Source organism: Pseudoalteromonas pernae, assembly GCF_039831865.1.
Classification (GTDB): domain Bacteria; phylum Pseudomonadota; class Gammaproteobacteria; order Enterobacterales; family Alteromonadaceae; genus Pseudoalteromonas; species Pseudoalteromonas pernae.
This window is the reverse complement of sequence record NZ_JBDODM010000001.1, coordinates 342,823-356,109: the sequence shown is the minus strand read 5'-3', so window position 1 is coordinate 356,109 and position 13,287 is coordinate 342,823. Positions and strand designations below refer to the sequence as shown.

Here is a 13,287-nt window from a genome sequence, read left to right as displayed (position 1 = left end):
TACCTACGCAAAGTGGAATGAGGAAGTATTAATGAGCGTATATAACTTTTGTGCCGGGCCGGCAATGTTACCACCGGCAGTTATGAAAAAAGCGCAACAAGAGTTTTTAGATTGGCAGGGACTAGGTGTATCTGTCATGGAAGTAAGTCACCGTGCAGAGCCGTTTTTAACAATGGCCAAAGAGTGCGAAGCCCGACTACGACGTTTAATGAATATTAGTGATGAATTCGCCGTGCTGTTTATGCATGGTGGTGGCCGCGGTCAATTTGCAGCAGTGCCTTTAAACTTGCATCTCGATGATGCTCCTGCTGTTTATGTCAATACTGGCATCTGGTCAGATGGCGCAGCCAAAGAAGCACAAAAGTACACTGATGTGATTGAATTGAATGTACGTGACGATAAAGACGGTAGATTTGGCGTACAACCTGTTTCTCAATGGCCACTGCCTGAAAACGCCAGTTATATTCACTATTGCCCGAACGAGACCATTGACGGTGTCGAGTTGTTCGATGTACCAAGCCACCCAACTGCACCCATCGTAGCCGATATGTCTTCCATGATCTTATCGCGCGAGATCGATGTTGATCAATTTGATGTTATCTATGCTGGTGCTCAAAAGAATATCGGCCCATCAGGGTTGTCTATTGTGATTGTGCGCAAAACCTTACTCGAACGCGAAGGTTTGCCGCGCCCGGGTATTCTTGATTATGCCACCGAAGCAAAGCAAGAGAGTATGTACAATACTCCACCTACTTTTGCTTGGTACCTTGCTGATGTCGTTTTCAAATGGTTAGAAGAACAAGGTGGTGTGCCGGCAATGCAGCGCCACAATCAAAACAAAGCGGCTATTCTTTACGATTACATTGATAGTTCTGATTTTTACTCCAACAAGGTTGAAAAAGAGTGTCGTTCACTCATGAATGTACCGTTTTGGTTAAACGATGAAAGCCTTAATGACCGCTTCATCGAGCTATCAAAACAAGCTGGATTACTTGCACTTGAAGGGCATCGCTACGTAGGTGGTATGCGCGCGAGTATTTATAACGCCATGCCAGTCGCAGGTATTGAAGCACTTGTGACATTCATGGACCAATTCGCTAAGGAGCATAGTTGATGGACTCCTTGCGTTTAGAACCTATAAAGCAAGTCAACGGCGAGGTTGTATTGCCCGGTTCCAAGAGCCTATCGAATCGCATCTTATTGCTCGCGGCCTTGTGTAACGGTACGACCAAAGTAACCAATTTACTAGACAGCGACGATATTCGCCATATGCTTGGCGCGTTAGCGGAAATGGGCGTAGCGGTTGAACTAAACAATGACAAAACCCAGGCGATAGTGCATGGTCAAGGTGGTAAATTGCACACCCCAAATGCCCCTTTGTTTCTTGGTAACGCGGGCACAGCATTTAGACCATTAACCGCTGTCTTAGCCGCGACTCAAGGGGAGTTTGAGCTCACTGGCGAGCCGCGAATGGAAGAACGACCTATTGGTCATTTAGTCGATGCGCTGCAATCCTTAGGTGCTGATGTCAGTTATTTGAAAAGCAAGGATTACCCACCACTTGCTATTAAAGGTAAAACCTTAGCTGGTGGCGAAGTCGTTATTGATGGGAGTATTTCTAGCCAGTTTTTAACTGCATTGTTGATGGCTGCACCTTTGTTCAGTGGAGATACCACGATTAGTATCAAAGGGGAGCTAGTGTCTAAGCCATACATAGATATCACTATTGGTGTGATGGCAAAATTTGGCATCAGCGTCACGAATAACAACTATGAAAGCTTTGTTGTCAAAGGCGGTCAGCATTATGTCTCTCCGGGCGAGATCATGGTTGAAGGTGATGCGTCCTCCGCTTCTTATTTCGTTGCTGCGGCAGCAATAAACGGCGGCGAGATAACGATTCATGGAGTGGGTTCACAAAGTGTCCAAGGTGACATTGGCTTTGCAAAAGTGATGGAACAGGTCGGTGCTGACATTGAGTGGCATAGCGACAAGCTTATAGTACGTAAAGGTGAACTCAATGGTGTTGATATAGACGCAAATGCGATTCCTGACGCTGCAATGACGTTGGCGACAGTCGCCTTGTTTGCCAAAGGTAAAACTGCAATCCGGAACATCTACAACTGGCGAGTCAAAGAAACAGACCGTTTATTTGCAATGGCTACTGAGTTGAAAAAACTTGGCGCTGAAGTAGTTGAAGGGCATGACTACATCGAGATTACTCCGGTGGTAGAACTCCAAGATGTGGCGATTGACACCTACAATGATCACCGAATCGCGATGTGTTTTTCTATGGTTGCGGTGGGCGGATGGCCAGTCACAATCAACGATCCTGGTTGTACCGCAAAGACTTTTCCTACCTATTTCGACACTTTGGCTAGCATAAGTCAAAGCTAATCAAAACGCTTGTGTGATCTCTATGTCATACAAGCGTGTTTATTACTCTGTTACAAAACAATCATAAAAATGTGGCGTGTAAACGGGAATTTACGAAAAAGTTCGCGTATAATAGCGCCGTTTTGACAAGTTTGCTGTGCATGCAGGAGGTTTAAATGCAGGCATCAATGCCGGTGATCACCGTTGATGGTCCTAGTGGATCAGGAAAAGGAACTGTGTGTCGTTTATTAGCACAAAAGCTGGGCTGGGATGTGCTCGACAGCGGAGCGATATACCGAGTTTTAGCGCTTGCAGCGTTGCATCATCAAATAGCACTGGACAATGAAGAGGCGCTAGTTCCTCTTGCTGCGAATCTCGATGTGCAGTTTTTATTTGATGCGGATAGCGAATCCAGCAAAATCATTCTTGAAGGCGAAGAAGTGACTCACGGAATTCGTAACGAAGAAGTGGGAGCGGCTGCGTCTAAAGTGGCGGCGTTGCCGCGTGTACGTGAAGCATTGCTTCGTCGTCAGCGTGCATTTCGCACCGAAGCTGGGTTAATTGCAGATGGTCGCGACATGGGCACTGTGATATTCCCAGACGCAAACGTAAAGATTTTCTTAACGGCTAGCGCAGAAGAACGCGCGCAACGTCGTTTTAAAGAGTTGAAGGCTAAGGGCCTGGATGTTACACTAAGTGGTCTACTTGAAGACATTCAAGCTCGTGATGAGCGCGATATGAATCGCGCTGTTGCGCCATTGGTTCCTGCAGAGGATGCCATTGAGCTCGACACCACTGAGCTTGACGCTCAACAAGTGTTTGTCGAAGTACAGACAATACTCGAAGATGCTGTACTGGCTGGTAAGCTAGGTAAAGTGAGTATTAGATAAACTATTTTTACGCATGAGCAGGACGCACGTGCTTTTTTAATAACCCCGCAGAGCATTGACGCGATGTGGTGAATTTAACTTATAGAGACGTATTAAGTATGTCAGAAAATTTTGCGCAGTTATTTGAAGAAAGCCTACAGGGTTTTGAAGCTCAACAGGGCTCAATCGTTAAAGGTACTGTAATCTCGATCGAGAACAACATCGTTCTTGTAGACGCTGGCCTTAAGTCAGAAAGTGCTATCCCTGCAGAGCAGTTCAAAAATACTGCTGGTGAACTAGAAGTTGCTGTTGGTGACGAAGTAGATGTTGCACTAGATGCAATTGAAGACGGTTTCGGTGAAACTATCCTTTCTCGTGAAAAAGCGAAGCGCCACGAAGCGTGGATCCGCCTTGAGAAAGCATGTGAAGAAAACGAAACTGTTACTGGTGTTATCAATGGTAAGGTTAAAGGTGGTTTCACTGTTGAAGTTGATTCTATCCGTGCCTTCCTACCTGGTTCACTTGTTGATGTTCGTCCAGTACGTGACACTACTCACCTTGAAGGTAAAGAGCTTGAGTTCAAAGTAATCAAGCTTGACCAAAAGCGTAACAACGTTGTTGTTTCTCGCCGTGCAGTTATCGAATCTGAAAACTCACAAGAGCGTGAAGAACTTCTTCAGAACCTTGTTGAAGGTCAAGAAGTTAAAGGTATCGTTAAGAACCTTACAGACTACGGTGCGTTCGTTGACCTAGGTGGTGTAGACGGTCTACTACACATCACTGACATGGCGTGGAAGCGTGTTAAGCACCCTTCAGAAATCGTAAATGTTGGCGACGAAATCAACGTTAAAGTTCTTAAGTTCGACAAAGATAAGACTCGTGTATCTCTAGGTCTTAAGCAACTTGGCGAAGATCCATGGCAAGAAATTGCTAACCGTTACCCAGAAGGCGCTAAGCTATCTGGTCGTGTAACTAACCTAACTGACTACGGCTGTTTCGTTGAAATCGAAGAAGGCGTTGAAGGTCTAGTACACGTTTCAGAGATGGATTGGACTAACAAAAACATCCACCCATCAAAAGTTGTTTCACTAGGTGACAACGTTGAAGTAATGGTTCTTGAAATCGACGAAGAGCGTCGTCGTATTTCTCTAGGTCTTAAGCAGTGTAAAGCTAACCCATGGCAAGAATTTGCTCGTCTTCAGAACAAAGGCGACCAAGTTACTGGTAAGATCAAGTCAATCACTGACTTCGGTATCTTCATCGGTCTTGACGGTGGCATCGACGGTCTTGTACACCTTTCTGACATCTCTTGGAACACTCCAGGTGAAGAAGCTGTACGTGAGTACAAGAAAGGCGACGAAATCACTGCAATCGTACTTCAAGTTGACCCAGAGCGTGAGCGTATCTCTCTAGGCGTTAAGCAAATCGAAGCTGATCCTTTCAATAACTACCTAGACGCAAACAAAAAAGGTGCTATTGTTAAAGGTACAGTAACTGCTGTTGACGCTAAAGGCGCAACTGTAGAACTTGCTGAAGGCGTTGAAGGTTACATCCGTGTAGCTGATATCGCTCAGGAACGCGTTGAAGATGCAACTGCGGCTGTTTCTGAAGGTCAGGAAATCGAAGCTAAGTTTGTAGGCGTAGATCGTAAGAACCGCGCTATCAGCTTATCTGTTAAAGCGATTTACGAAGCTGAAGAAAAAGAAGCATTAGAAAAACTTAAGGCAGATGAGCCTCAGTTCGAAAATGCTATGGCTGCTGCATTCAAGAATGCACAGAAAGACTAAGATTTAGTCTAGTCTTAGGAAGGGCGCAAGCCCTTCCTTTGTAAGCCCTAAAGGAAACATTATGACCAAGTCAGAATTAATAGAACAACTTGCTGAAAAACACTCTCATATTCAAGCTCGTGATGTTGAGAATGCCGTTAAAGAAATTCTAGAACAAATGGCCGGTTCATTGTCAGAAGCAGAACGCATCGAAATTCGTGGCTTCGGTAGTTTCTCCCTCCATTTCAGAGCTCCGCGTACAGGTCGTAACCCTAAAACTGGTGAGACTGTAGAGCTAGATGGAAAATACGTACCTCACTTTAAGCCTGGCAAGGAACTGCGCGACCGCGTTAACGCCGCAATTTAATTTATCACGGATGGAGTAACCGCTGAGTGAAGGTCGTAAAAATCATTCTTTTTGTACTGTGTGTTTTTATAGCCTTCATATTGGGTTCGCAAAATCCACAGATAGTCCAAGTAAATTACCTCATTGCGAGTGCAAACATTCCACTTGCCGCGCTAATGAGCATTTGTTTTGTTATTGGTCTTTTATTTGGTTGTTTTGTGAGTGTTCGCCTTTTTTCAAAGTTAAAATGGCAGAATTACCGCTTACAAAAGCGCAATGAGCAATTGTCTCGTAATGCTCAAGAGCACGCTCAAAGCAAAGCTTTAACACCTGCTAAAGAATACTAGCTATGCTTGAACTGTTGTTTTTACTCTTGCCTGTTGCTGCCGGATACGGCTGGATCATGGGTAAAAACAGTGCTAAAAATCAAGCACATATACACAGTAGAAAAATTACTGCTGAATACAGTAAAGGGCTAAAATTTTTACTTGATCGTGAAGATGATCAAGGTCTCGAACACCTTATTCAATTATTAGAAGTTTCTGCTGACTCAGTAGAACATTACCTGACTTTAGCCACTTTGTTTCGCAGGCGCGGTGAATTAGACCGAGCCATCAAAATTCATGAACTGCTCCTAGAACATCCCAACCTTAATGAAGACCAGCTTACCGACTCCCGTTTAGAACTCGCACAAGATTATATTCTTGCAGGTCTACTCGATAGTGCAGAAGAGCATTTACTTATTCTTATTAAGCAAAAGCGTAAACAAGCGCTTGAGCCACTTATTGCCCTGTATTCACAAACTAGAGAATGGCAAAAAGGCATCGCGCTGCATCATCGGTATTCGCACTTATTCATTAATCGCCAACAAAAGATAGCTATCGCAAATTTTTATTGTGAGGCTGCACTGTCAGAAAATAAGCCTGAACTGATGCCGCAAGCACTCGGTGTTGGTGAGCCAAGTATCCGGCCTCTATATGAGCTGGGTCACCTTGCGTTTAAGCGTGAAGATTATGTGCAAGCCATCCACTACTGGCGGGATTTAATTTTACAATTCACGTCCTGCTCACCTTTGGTATTAGAGCAACTGTCTGTCAGTTATCGTCATCTGCATTTAGAGCATCAGTTCGAGCACGTGTTGTCTGAGCTGGTTGAAAGTGGCGGCATAGGAATTAAAATCCACTATAGTCAGTATTTGGTGCAAGACGGAAAGCGCAAAGAGGCCGTCGAGTTCATTACTAAGAGCCTAAAGAAGCAACCTAATATTCGTGGCTTTCGTTTTTTGTTACAATTACTTGCTGGGCAAAATGAACAATTAGATGAAGCATTAAACCCTATAGATAAACTTATTCAATCTTACATAGACACCAAGGCCGAATACCAATGTCAGCATTGCGGTTTTCAAAGCCACAGCCATTATTGGTTATGTCCCTCTTGCCGCCATTGGGAGTCTATGCAACCAAGCCGTGGGCTTGATGGTTTTTAAACAGGAATAACATGAACGCTGTTGATTCAAAAAAAGTACTTATCGCATTAGATTACGACGACAAAACAACTGCTTTGAATTTTGTAAAGCAACTGTCGCCAGACGCGTGTCGTTTAAAAGTAGGTAAAGAGATGTTTACTTACTTCGGTCCTGAATTCGTAAAAGAATTAGTGGGCCTTGGCTTTGATGTTTTCCTAGACCTTAAATTTCACGATATTCCAAATACAGTAGCGAAAGCTGTTAAAGCGTCTGCTGATCTGGGGGTATGGATGGTCAATGTTCATGCCAGTGGTGGTGTAGAAATGATGGAAAAGGCGAAAGCCATCCTTGCACCTTACGGTGACAAAGCGCCTCTTTTAATTGCCGTGACTGTATTAACAAGTATGGATGAGCAGCAACTTCGTCAGCTTGGTATTGATAAAACACCTCAAGAACAAGTGTTATATCTTGCAAACCTAACAAAACAAGCGGGTCTTGATGGGGTAGTTTGTTCCGCGCAAGAAGCGGAAGTATTAAAATCTGCCCTTGGTGCTGATTTTAAATTGGTTACGCCTGGAATTCGCCCTGTGGGCAGTGACGCTGGGGATCAAAAGCGTATAATGACACCAAAACAAGCAGTTGAGAGCGGTAGTGATTACCTTGTGATCGGGCGTCCTATTACACAAGCTGCAGATCCAGTTGCCGTACTTAATGAAATTAATGCAAGCTTAGGAGCTTGATGTGAAATACATCTTACTGATCGCTTTAATTGTCGGTGGTGGTTATTACTATCACAGGTACACAACTACACAAGATAACTCCCAAGCGCTTGCTCTATTGCTAGATGAAGTAGTTGAGCAGGGCAGCGTCGACTTGTTTGATTTAAAGGATGCCAACGTTAAACGCATTTATGCGATTTGTGCGCAAAATGAAGAAATGTTGTTGGGTTCAGGGCGAACGGTTAGTGATTGTATGCAAGCCCATGATGTCAAACGCGCCGAGTGTGAAGAGGTTATTTTTAGGCTTGCGCCGTTAACCATCGATAGTCGAGAAGACTTGTTAGACTACACCAAGCGCTACTTACGCTGTACGCTGCCTTATAAAGATTTGAAATATCAGTCTTACTAATTAAAAAACGCGACCTTAAGGTCGCGTTTTTAGTTTTATTTGTGTGGCTTCAATATCAATGATGCCTTCTTTAAATAATCCCCCAATCGCCTTTTTATAGTTTGCTTTAGAGGTTGCAAACATGCGTTTAATAGCATCAGGTGCCGATTTATCACCCAAGGGTACAATACCGCCTCGCGCATTCAATTCATCGAGGATTTGTTGCTTCAAGGGATCGATTTTAGCCATGCCAGGAGCTTCTAGCACGATATCAACTTTGCCATCTTCACGGCAATTTTGCACAAAAGCACTCAATCGCTGGCCGACAAACAGGTTGCGATGAACTCGATTATGGAAGATCAAACCCCAATGTAGCTCATCGACTATCACTTTAAAGCCAAGATCGGTCTTACCGGCAACGATAACTTCAACAACATCACCAGATTTATATTCTGGTTTGGCTCGCCCAACAAATTTGTTTAAGTTGCTCGATGCACAAATGCGTTTTGATGCGTTATCCAAGTATAGCTTCACAAGGTAGCTGCGTTCTGGCTGCATGCGAGGCTTCTGTTCGTTAAACGGAACCAATAAGTCTTTTTCTAAACCCCAGTCTAAGAATGCGCCTACTTTGTTAACTTGTTTAACTTGAAGTAATGCAAAGTCGCCGACTTGAGCTCGTGGTTTTGTGCGCGTTGCAGTGGGATGACCCATGTTATCCAAATACACAAATACGCTTAAGCTGTCGCCAACTTCAATTTCTTCGGGTGCTTGTTCGGCAGGTAAAAATACCTCACCCAGGTCAGTACTGCGTAGATAAACTCCTTCGCCTGCTACTTCATCTACAAACAATGTTTGCCATTGTCCTAAAGTGCTCATTATTCTTCCTCATCCGAGATTGGTTTTGGCTTACGCTTTAACGTTCCCATGACATTCGGGTCAAACGGTGCAGCAATAGGCTTCTTGTTTGTAGCGCCACGACGCTTATGTTTGGTTTTTTGACTATCGCGCGCGCGCTTTGGCTCAGCCTTCTTGGCTTTGTCAACTGCCGGCTTTTTGGGTTTAGGCTGAGTAAAGCCCTTAAATTTTCCTACCAAACCGTCAATTTCACTAAATGGAAGAGGGCGGCGCATAAACTGGTTAATTGCCAAATAACTCTGCCAGTCTTTTGGGCCTACTAGGGAGATAGCGAAGCCTTTAAATCCTGCTCGACCGGTACGTCCGATGCGGTGGATATATTCCTCTGCATTTTTCGGTAAATCGAAGTTAATGACGTGAGTAACGTTCAGCAAATCGAGTCCACGAGAAGCGACATCTGTGGTGATAAGAACTTGGTATAAACCACGACTGAAGCTATCCATGATTTCTAGGCGCTTACTTTGTATCATGGTTCCTTCAAGCGCGACTGCTTTAAAGCCTTGTGCGATTATTTTGTCACAAAGGCGCTGTGTGTCTTCACGCGTTGCAGTAAAGATAATGCACTGACCTAATTTTTCTTCGTTTGCTAATAAATGGTCTAGCAAGGCTTCTTTGTGGTCTAGATGATCGGCTAAATATAAGCGCTGCGCGATGTCACTGTGCTCGTCCGTTGCCGCACTGATGCTAACACCCTTAGGGTTTTTAAGCAGGTTACGCGATAGTGCCCCTACTTGAGCGTGCTCAAGTGTTGCTGAAAACAGCAGGCTCTGGCGTAATCGGTGATCGGCGCTCTTGTTGATTAGCTCAACTTGCTCACTAAAACCTAAGTCAAGAATGCGGTCTGCTTCATCGAAAATGAGCATTTCTAGTCCGCTCAAGTGTAATGAACGGTCTTCTAAATGGTCGGCAATACGACCTGGTGTGCCGACAACAAAATGGGGGTCTTTGCGTAAAGCTTTAACTTGGTCGTTATAGTTTTCGCCCCCTAAAATCTTGACCGCGCTTAGTGGCGTACCAGCGATTAATAATCGTAGCTGTGAATGCACTTGGGTCGCAAGCTCACGTGTAGGGGTGACGATTAATACGCGTGGATCGCGCTTCGAAAGCGCTTTTTGTTTCATCACTCGCTGAACTGCAGGCAATAAAAAGGCAAGGGTTTTACCAGAACCTGTTTTTGATTGCGCGAATAAATCGTGTCCAGCCAATGCCAAAGGAATCGCTTGAGCTTGGATATCGGTAGGTGTGGTAATGCCTTGGTGTGTCATCTGTGCGCACAAACGCGTATCGATACCCAAATCACTAAATTGCAAATTCACTCTCCAATAAAAATTACTGTTAATACAGCGCTATTATAACGTATTGCTACGTTAGGCTGGCAGCAAATTTTGCGTTTTTCGCTATATTCAGTAAAATACGCGACCCAAATGCGCCGGATTTGCGATTCGGTTTAGTTAAAAGCACTTAAAAGGTACTTCAATGTCACAACAATACGTCGTGTGTGCGCTGTACAAGTTTGTCGCGCTGCCAAATTTTGAACAAATTCGTCAACCTCTTTTAGATGTAATGCTGGAACATGATGTTCGCGGAACATTATTACTCGCGAATGAGGGGATAAACGGTACAGTTGCTGGAAAGCGCGAAGGTATCGATGCGGTATTAGCATGGCTAGATAAACAGCCTAACCTTGATAACATCGTCACAAAAGAGTCATTTGATGACGAATGCCCGTTCTACCGCACTAAGGTAAAACTGAAAAAAGAAATTGTGACCATGGGCGTTGAAGGAATCGATCCTCGTGAAGTCGTTGGTACGTATGTGAAGCCAAAAGATTGGAATGCATTAATCAGCGATCCAGAAGTTGTATTGGTCGATACACGTAACGACTATGAGATTGAAATCGGTACATTCAAGAACGCGGTTGACCCTAAAACCAAAACGTTCCGTGAATTCCCAAGCTGGGCTCAACAAAACCTCGATCCTACAAAGCATAAAAAAGTCGCCATGTTCTGTACTGGCGGTATTCGCTGTGAAAAGTCGACTGCCTATATGAAGGAGCAGGGCTTTGAAGAGGTTTACCACCTTGAAGGCGGTATCTTGAAGTACTTAGAAGAAGTGCCTAAAGAAGAAACCATGTGGGAAGGTGAGTGCTTTGTATTTGATAACCGTGTTGCCGTTGACCACGACCTAAACAAAGGCCAATACGACCAATGTCACGCGTGTCGTATGCCAATTACTGAAGACGACAAGCAAAAGCCTGAGTATATGCAGGGCGTTTCTTGCCATCACTGTCACGAAAGCGTAACTGAAGAGCAGCGCGCACGTTTTGCTGAACGCCAAAAGCAAATTGAGCTAGCCAAACAGCGCGGTGAAGGCCATATCGGCCATGAGGCGCAAGAAATGCTGCATAAGCGTAAAGAGCTCAAGCAGCAGCTTAAAGAGCAACAACGCGCTGCTAATAAATAAGTTCTCAGCCAACTTACAAGAAAGAGGAAGCAACAATTGCTTCCTTTTTTTATACCTACCGCATACCCTTGAACTAAAGGTTAAAGAAACCAGCTAGTTAGGAAAAGGGAAATTATGAAAACTACACTGATTGTTGTTAGCGTGTTCATGACGTTGCATGTTAATGCCAGCACTATACCTGTGAGCGAGCGGATTGACTCATTAATGAATAGTGCTATCAATCCTTCCGCACCCGGCTGCAATTTAGGGATAACACATAACAATGAATTTATTCACAAAGCAGGATATGGATTAGCGAATTTAGAGTTAGGTGTGCCACTCGATGGTAATCAAGTACATCGAATGGCGTCTGTTTCTAAGCAGTTCACGGCAATGGCGGTGTTGATACTAGCCCAGCAAGGTCATATTGACCTAGACAAAGATATTCATACCTATATCCCGGATTTACGTAAATACCCATCAAGGGTAACGGTGCGCCAAATGCTAGATCATGTTGCGGGCATGGGAGATTACGACCTTATCGCGCCATCCTTTGAGGGTGAGGAAAGCGACCAAGCGATAGAGTTAAAGTCTGCAGCAGGTGGGCAGTTTCGCCTCGGCAATGAAGATTATTTAACGATTGACGAGTTTTATGAAGTGGTTAAAACGGTACCACTCGCTTTAGAGCCTAATACGGAGTTTAGATACTCAAACCTTGCCTACTTTTTGTTAGCTATGATGGTAGAAGAAGTTTCCGGGAAATCACTACGTCAATTTAGCAACGAATTTATGTTCAAACCGCTGGGCATGTCACACACATTCTTCAGCGATAACCCGGTCGAGATTGTCAAAAATCGTGCCTCTGGGTACAAAAAAAATGACAAAGGCGAGTATGTTACAGACATGACAAACTTGTTTTGGGTTGGCGATGGCGGCTTACATACAAACCTAGATGACATGCTGCTGTGGAATAAGCACTTCAATGAACCACAACTAGGCCAAGACCCAGTAGCCCTTGTGGCAATGATGAATACTGCTAATGCAACTCTAAAACCGGCGGCTGACGTCAGCTATGCTAATGGTCAATTTGTAAAGCAATACCAAGGTGTTACTGAATATGCTCACTCTGGAGGTTGGTTGGGTACGTCTACCTACTTTGCTCGTTATCCAGAGCTTAAGTTATCGTTTAGCTTGATGTGTAATGATGTATCAAATGACAAAGTATTCGGTGCTTATAAGGAGATACGAGATTTGGTATTTGCAGAAGTACTCAACAAACAAGAAGAGTCGCGATGATAAGAGCGAGCGTAGTCGTATTCTTAATACTGTTGTTAAGCGGTTGCTCAAAACCTTTACCTGAAGATAAACAAGCTTATGTTGGCTTTTGGACCAGCCCTGAGATGCGTCTTTTGATTGTTAGCGACGGCACAGTGGATTACGAGCGCATTAAAAATGGCGGTACAACGACAATCAATGCGCCGTTAAAAGCCTTTGAAGGTGATGACTTCATCGTTGGTATTGGCTTTTTTGATACTCGTTTTGTTGTTAGCCAGACACCGCAATTAATCGATGGGAAATGGGTAATGACCGTGGATGGCGTAACACTGACAAAGCAAGAATAGGTGCAGACAAGGGTCATATTTGGCGCTGATGTATATTGCAAACTACCTTTAGACACTGACAATACATAGCAACTACTTTTTGGAGGTTTTATGGAAGCCATTGCAATCATGGGGATGACATTCGGCACGCTAGGCATGACCTTTGCGTTAATCACCTTTTCTAAGCTCACCCGTCTAGAGCGCCAATTGCACACCAAGGGAGTGCTCGACAAACCACAAAATTGATTATTGTTGCAACAAACGAACTACTTTTAATTCACTCCCTGCAATCTATCGCACGGTCATGTGATTTGAACGTGCGTATAAATCTAAGCTGATCATAGGCCTGTTACACTACGTATAGTCACAATTGATTTACAAAACTTTTTACGAATTATCTCTA

At 44.1% G+C, this 13,287-nt stretch carries 15 protein-coding genes; 13 read left to right on the top strand and 2 right to left on the bottom strand.

What is annotated here, in order from left to right; genetic code table 11:
* Positions 1–31 precede the first annotated feature (31 nt).
* The 9 genes from serC to V1358_RS01535 all read left to right on the top strand — a co-directional run bounded on the left by serC (position 32) and on the right by V1358_RS01535 (position 7,947).
* On the top strand, positions 32–1,114 hold the full coding sequence (serC, locus tag V1358_RS01575) for a 3-phosphoserine/phosphohydroxythreonine transaminase (protein WP_347392370.1): 1,083 nt from the start codon (positions 32–34) through the stop codon (positions 1,112–1,114).
* A complete protein-coding gene (aroA, locus tag V1358_RS01570) occupies positions 1,114–2,394 on the top strand; it encodes a 3-phosphoshikimate 1-carboxyvinyltransferase (protein ID WP_347392369.1) in 1,281 nt (426 codons plus the stop codon). The genes serC and aroA overlap by 1 nt, the downstream gene beginning before the upstream one ends.
* A 155-nt stretch (positions 2,395–2,549) precedes the next feature.
* Positions 2,550–3,263 carry a (d)CMP kinase gene (gene cmk, locus V1358_RS01565; protein ID WP_347389296.1) on the top strand — a complete coding sequence of 238 codons (714 nt, stop codon included), beginning with the start codon at positions 2,550–2,552 and terminating at the stop codon, positions 3,261–3,263.
* Positions 3,264–3,361: 98 nt separating this feature from the next.
* Positions 3,362–5,029, top strand: coding sequence for a 30S ribosomal protein S1 (gene rpsA / locus V1358_RS01560; RefSeq protein WP_347389297.1), 1,668 nt, complete (start codon positions 3,362–3,364; stop codon positions 5,027–5,029).
* A 61-nt stretch (positions 5,030–5,090) separates the two neighbouring features.
* Positions 5,091–5,375, top strand: a complete 285-nt coding sequence (ihfB, locus tag V1358_RS01555; RefSeq protein WP_347389298.1) for an integration host factor subunit beta — start codon at positions 5,091–5,093, stop codon at positions 5,373–5,375.
* Between the two features lie 26 nt (positions 5,376–5,401).
* Positions 5,402–5,701: a lipopolysaccharide assembly protein LapA domain-containing protein gene (locus V1358_RS01550; protein WP_347389299.1), complete on the top strand. Its 300-nt coding sequence runs from the start codon at positions 5,402–5,404 to the stop codon at positions 5,699–5,701.
* A gap of 2 nt (positions 5,702–5,703) precedes the next feature.
* Entirely contained in the window at positions 5,704–6,840 is a 1,137-nt protein-coding gene (gene lapB, locus V1358_RS01545) for a lipopolysaccharide assembly protein LapB (protein ID WP_347392368.1), read from the top strand.
* A gap of 11 nt (positions 6,841–6,851) precedes the next feature.
* On the top strand, positions 6,852–7,559 hold the full coding sequence (gene pyrF, locus V1358_RS01540; protein WP_347392367.1) for an orotidine-5'-phosphate decarboxylase: 708 nt from the start codon (positions 6,852–6,854) through the stop codon (positions 7,557–7,559).
* 1 nt (position 7,560) lies between these two features.
* Positions 7,561–7,947 carry a hypothetical protein gene (locus tag V1358_RS01535; protein ID WP_347392366.1) on the top strand — a complete coding sequence of 129 codons (387 nt, stop codon included), beginning with the start codon at positions 7,561–7,563 and terminating at the stop codon, positions 7,945–7,947.
* 15 nt (positions 7,948–7,962) lie between these two features.
* Here the strand turns inward: V1358_RS01535 and V1358_RS01530 are convergent, their stop codons facing one another.
* Together V1358_RS01530 and V1358_RS01525 are read right to left on the bottom strand one after the other, a co-directional pair.
* Complete coding sequence (locus V1358_RS01530) at positions 7,963–8,802, bottom strand: CvfB family protein (RefSeq protein ID WP_347389303.1); 840 nt, start codon at positions 8,800–8,802, stop codon at positions 7,963–7,965.
* On the bottom strand, positions 8,802–10,151 hold the full coding sequence (locus V1358_RS01525; RefSeq protein ID WP_347392365.1) for a DEAD/DEAH box helicase: 1,350 nt from the start codon (positions 10,149–10,151) through the stop codon (positions 8,802–8,804). The genes V1358_RS01530 and V1358_RS01525 overlap by 1 nt, the downstream gene beginning before the upstream one ends.
* Before the next feature lie 166 nt (positions 10,152–10,317).
* Between V1358_RS01525 and trhO the strand changes: the two genes are divergently transcribed.
* The 4 genes from trhO to V1358_RS01505 all read left to right on the top strand — a co-directional run bounded on the left by trhO (position 10,318) and on the right by V1358_RS01505 (position 13,130).
* Positions 10,318–11,304, top strand: coding sequence for an oxygen-dependent tRNA uridine(34) hydroxylase TrhO (gene trhO / locus V1358_RS01520; RefSeq protein ID WP_347392364.1), 987 nt, complete (start codon positions 10,318–10,320; stop codon positions 11,302–11,304).
* Between the two features lie 114 nt (positions 11,305–11,418).
* Positions 11,419–12,579 carry a serine hydrolase domain-containing protein gene (locus V1358_RS01515; protein ID WP_347392363.1) on the top strand — a complete coding sequence of 387 codons (1,161 nt, stop codon included), beginning with the start codon at positions 11,419–11,421 and terminating at the stop codon, positions 12,577–12,579.
* Positions 12,576–12,905, top strand: a complete 330-nt coding sequence (locus tag V1358_RS01510; protein WP_347392362.1) for a hypothetical protein — start codon at positions 12,576–12,578, stop codon at positions 12,903–12,905. The genes V1358_RS01515 and V1358_RS01510 overlap by 4 nt, the downstream gene beginning before the upstream one ends.
* Positions 12,906–12,995: 90 nt before the next feature.
* Positions 12,996–13,130 carry a hypothetical protein gene (locus tag V1358_RS01505; protein WP_347392361.1) on the top strand — a complete coding sequence of 45 codons (135 nt, stop codon included), beginning with the start codon at positions 12,996–12,998 and terminating at the stop codon, positions 13,128–13,130.
* Positions 13,131–13,287 lie beyond the last annotated feature (157 nt).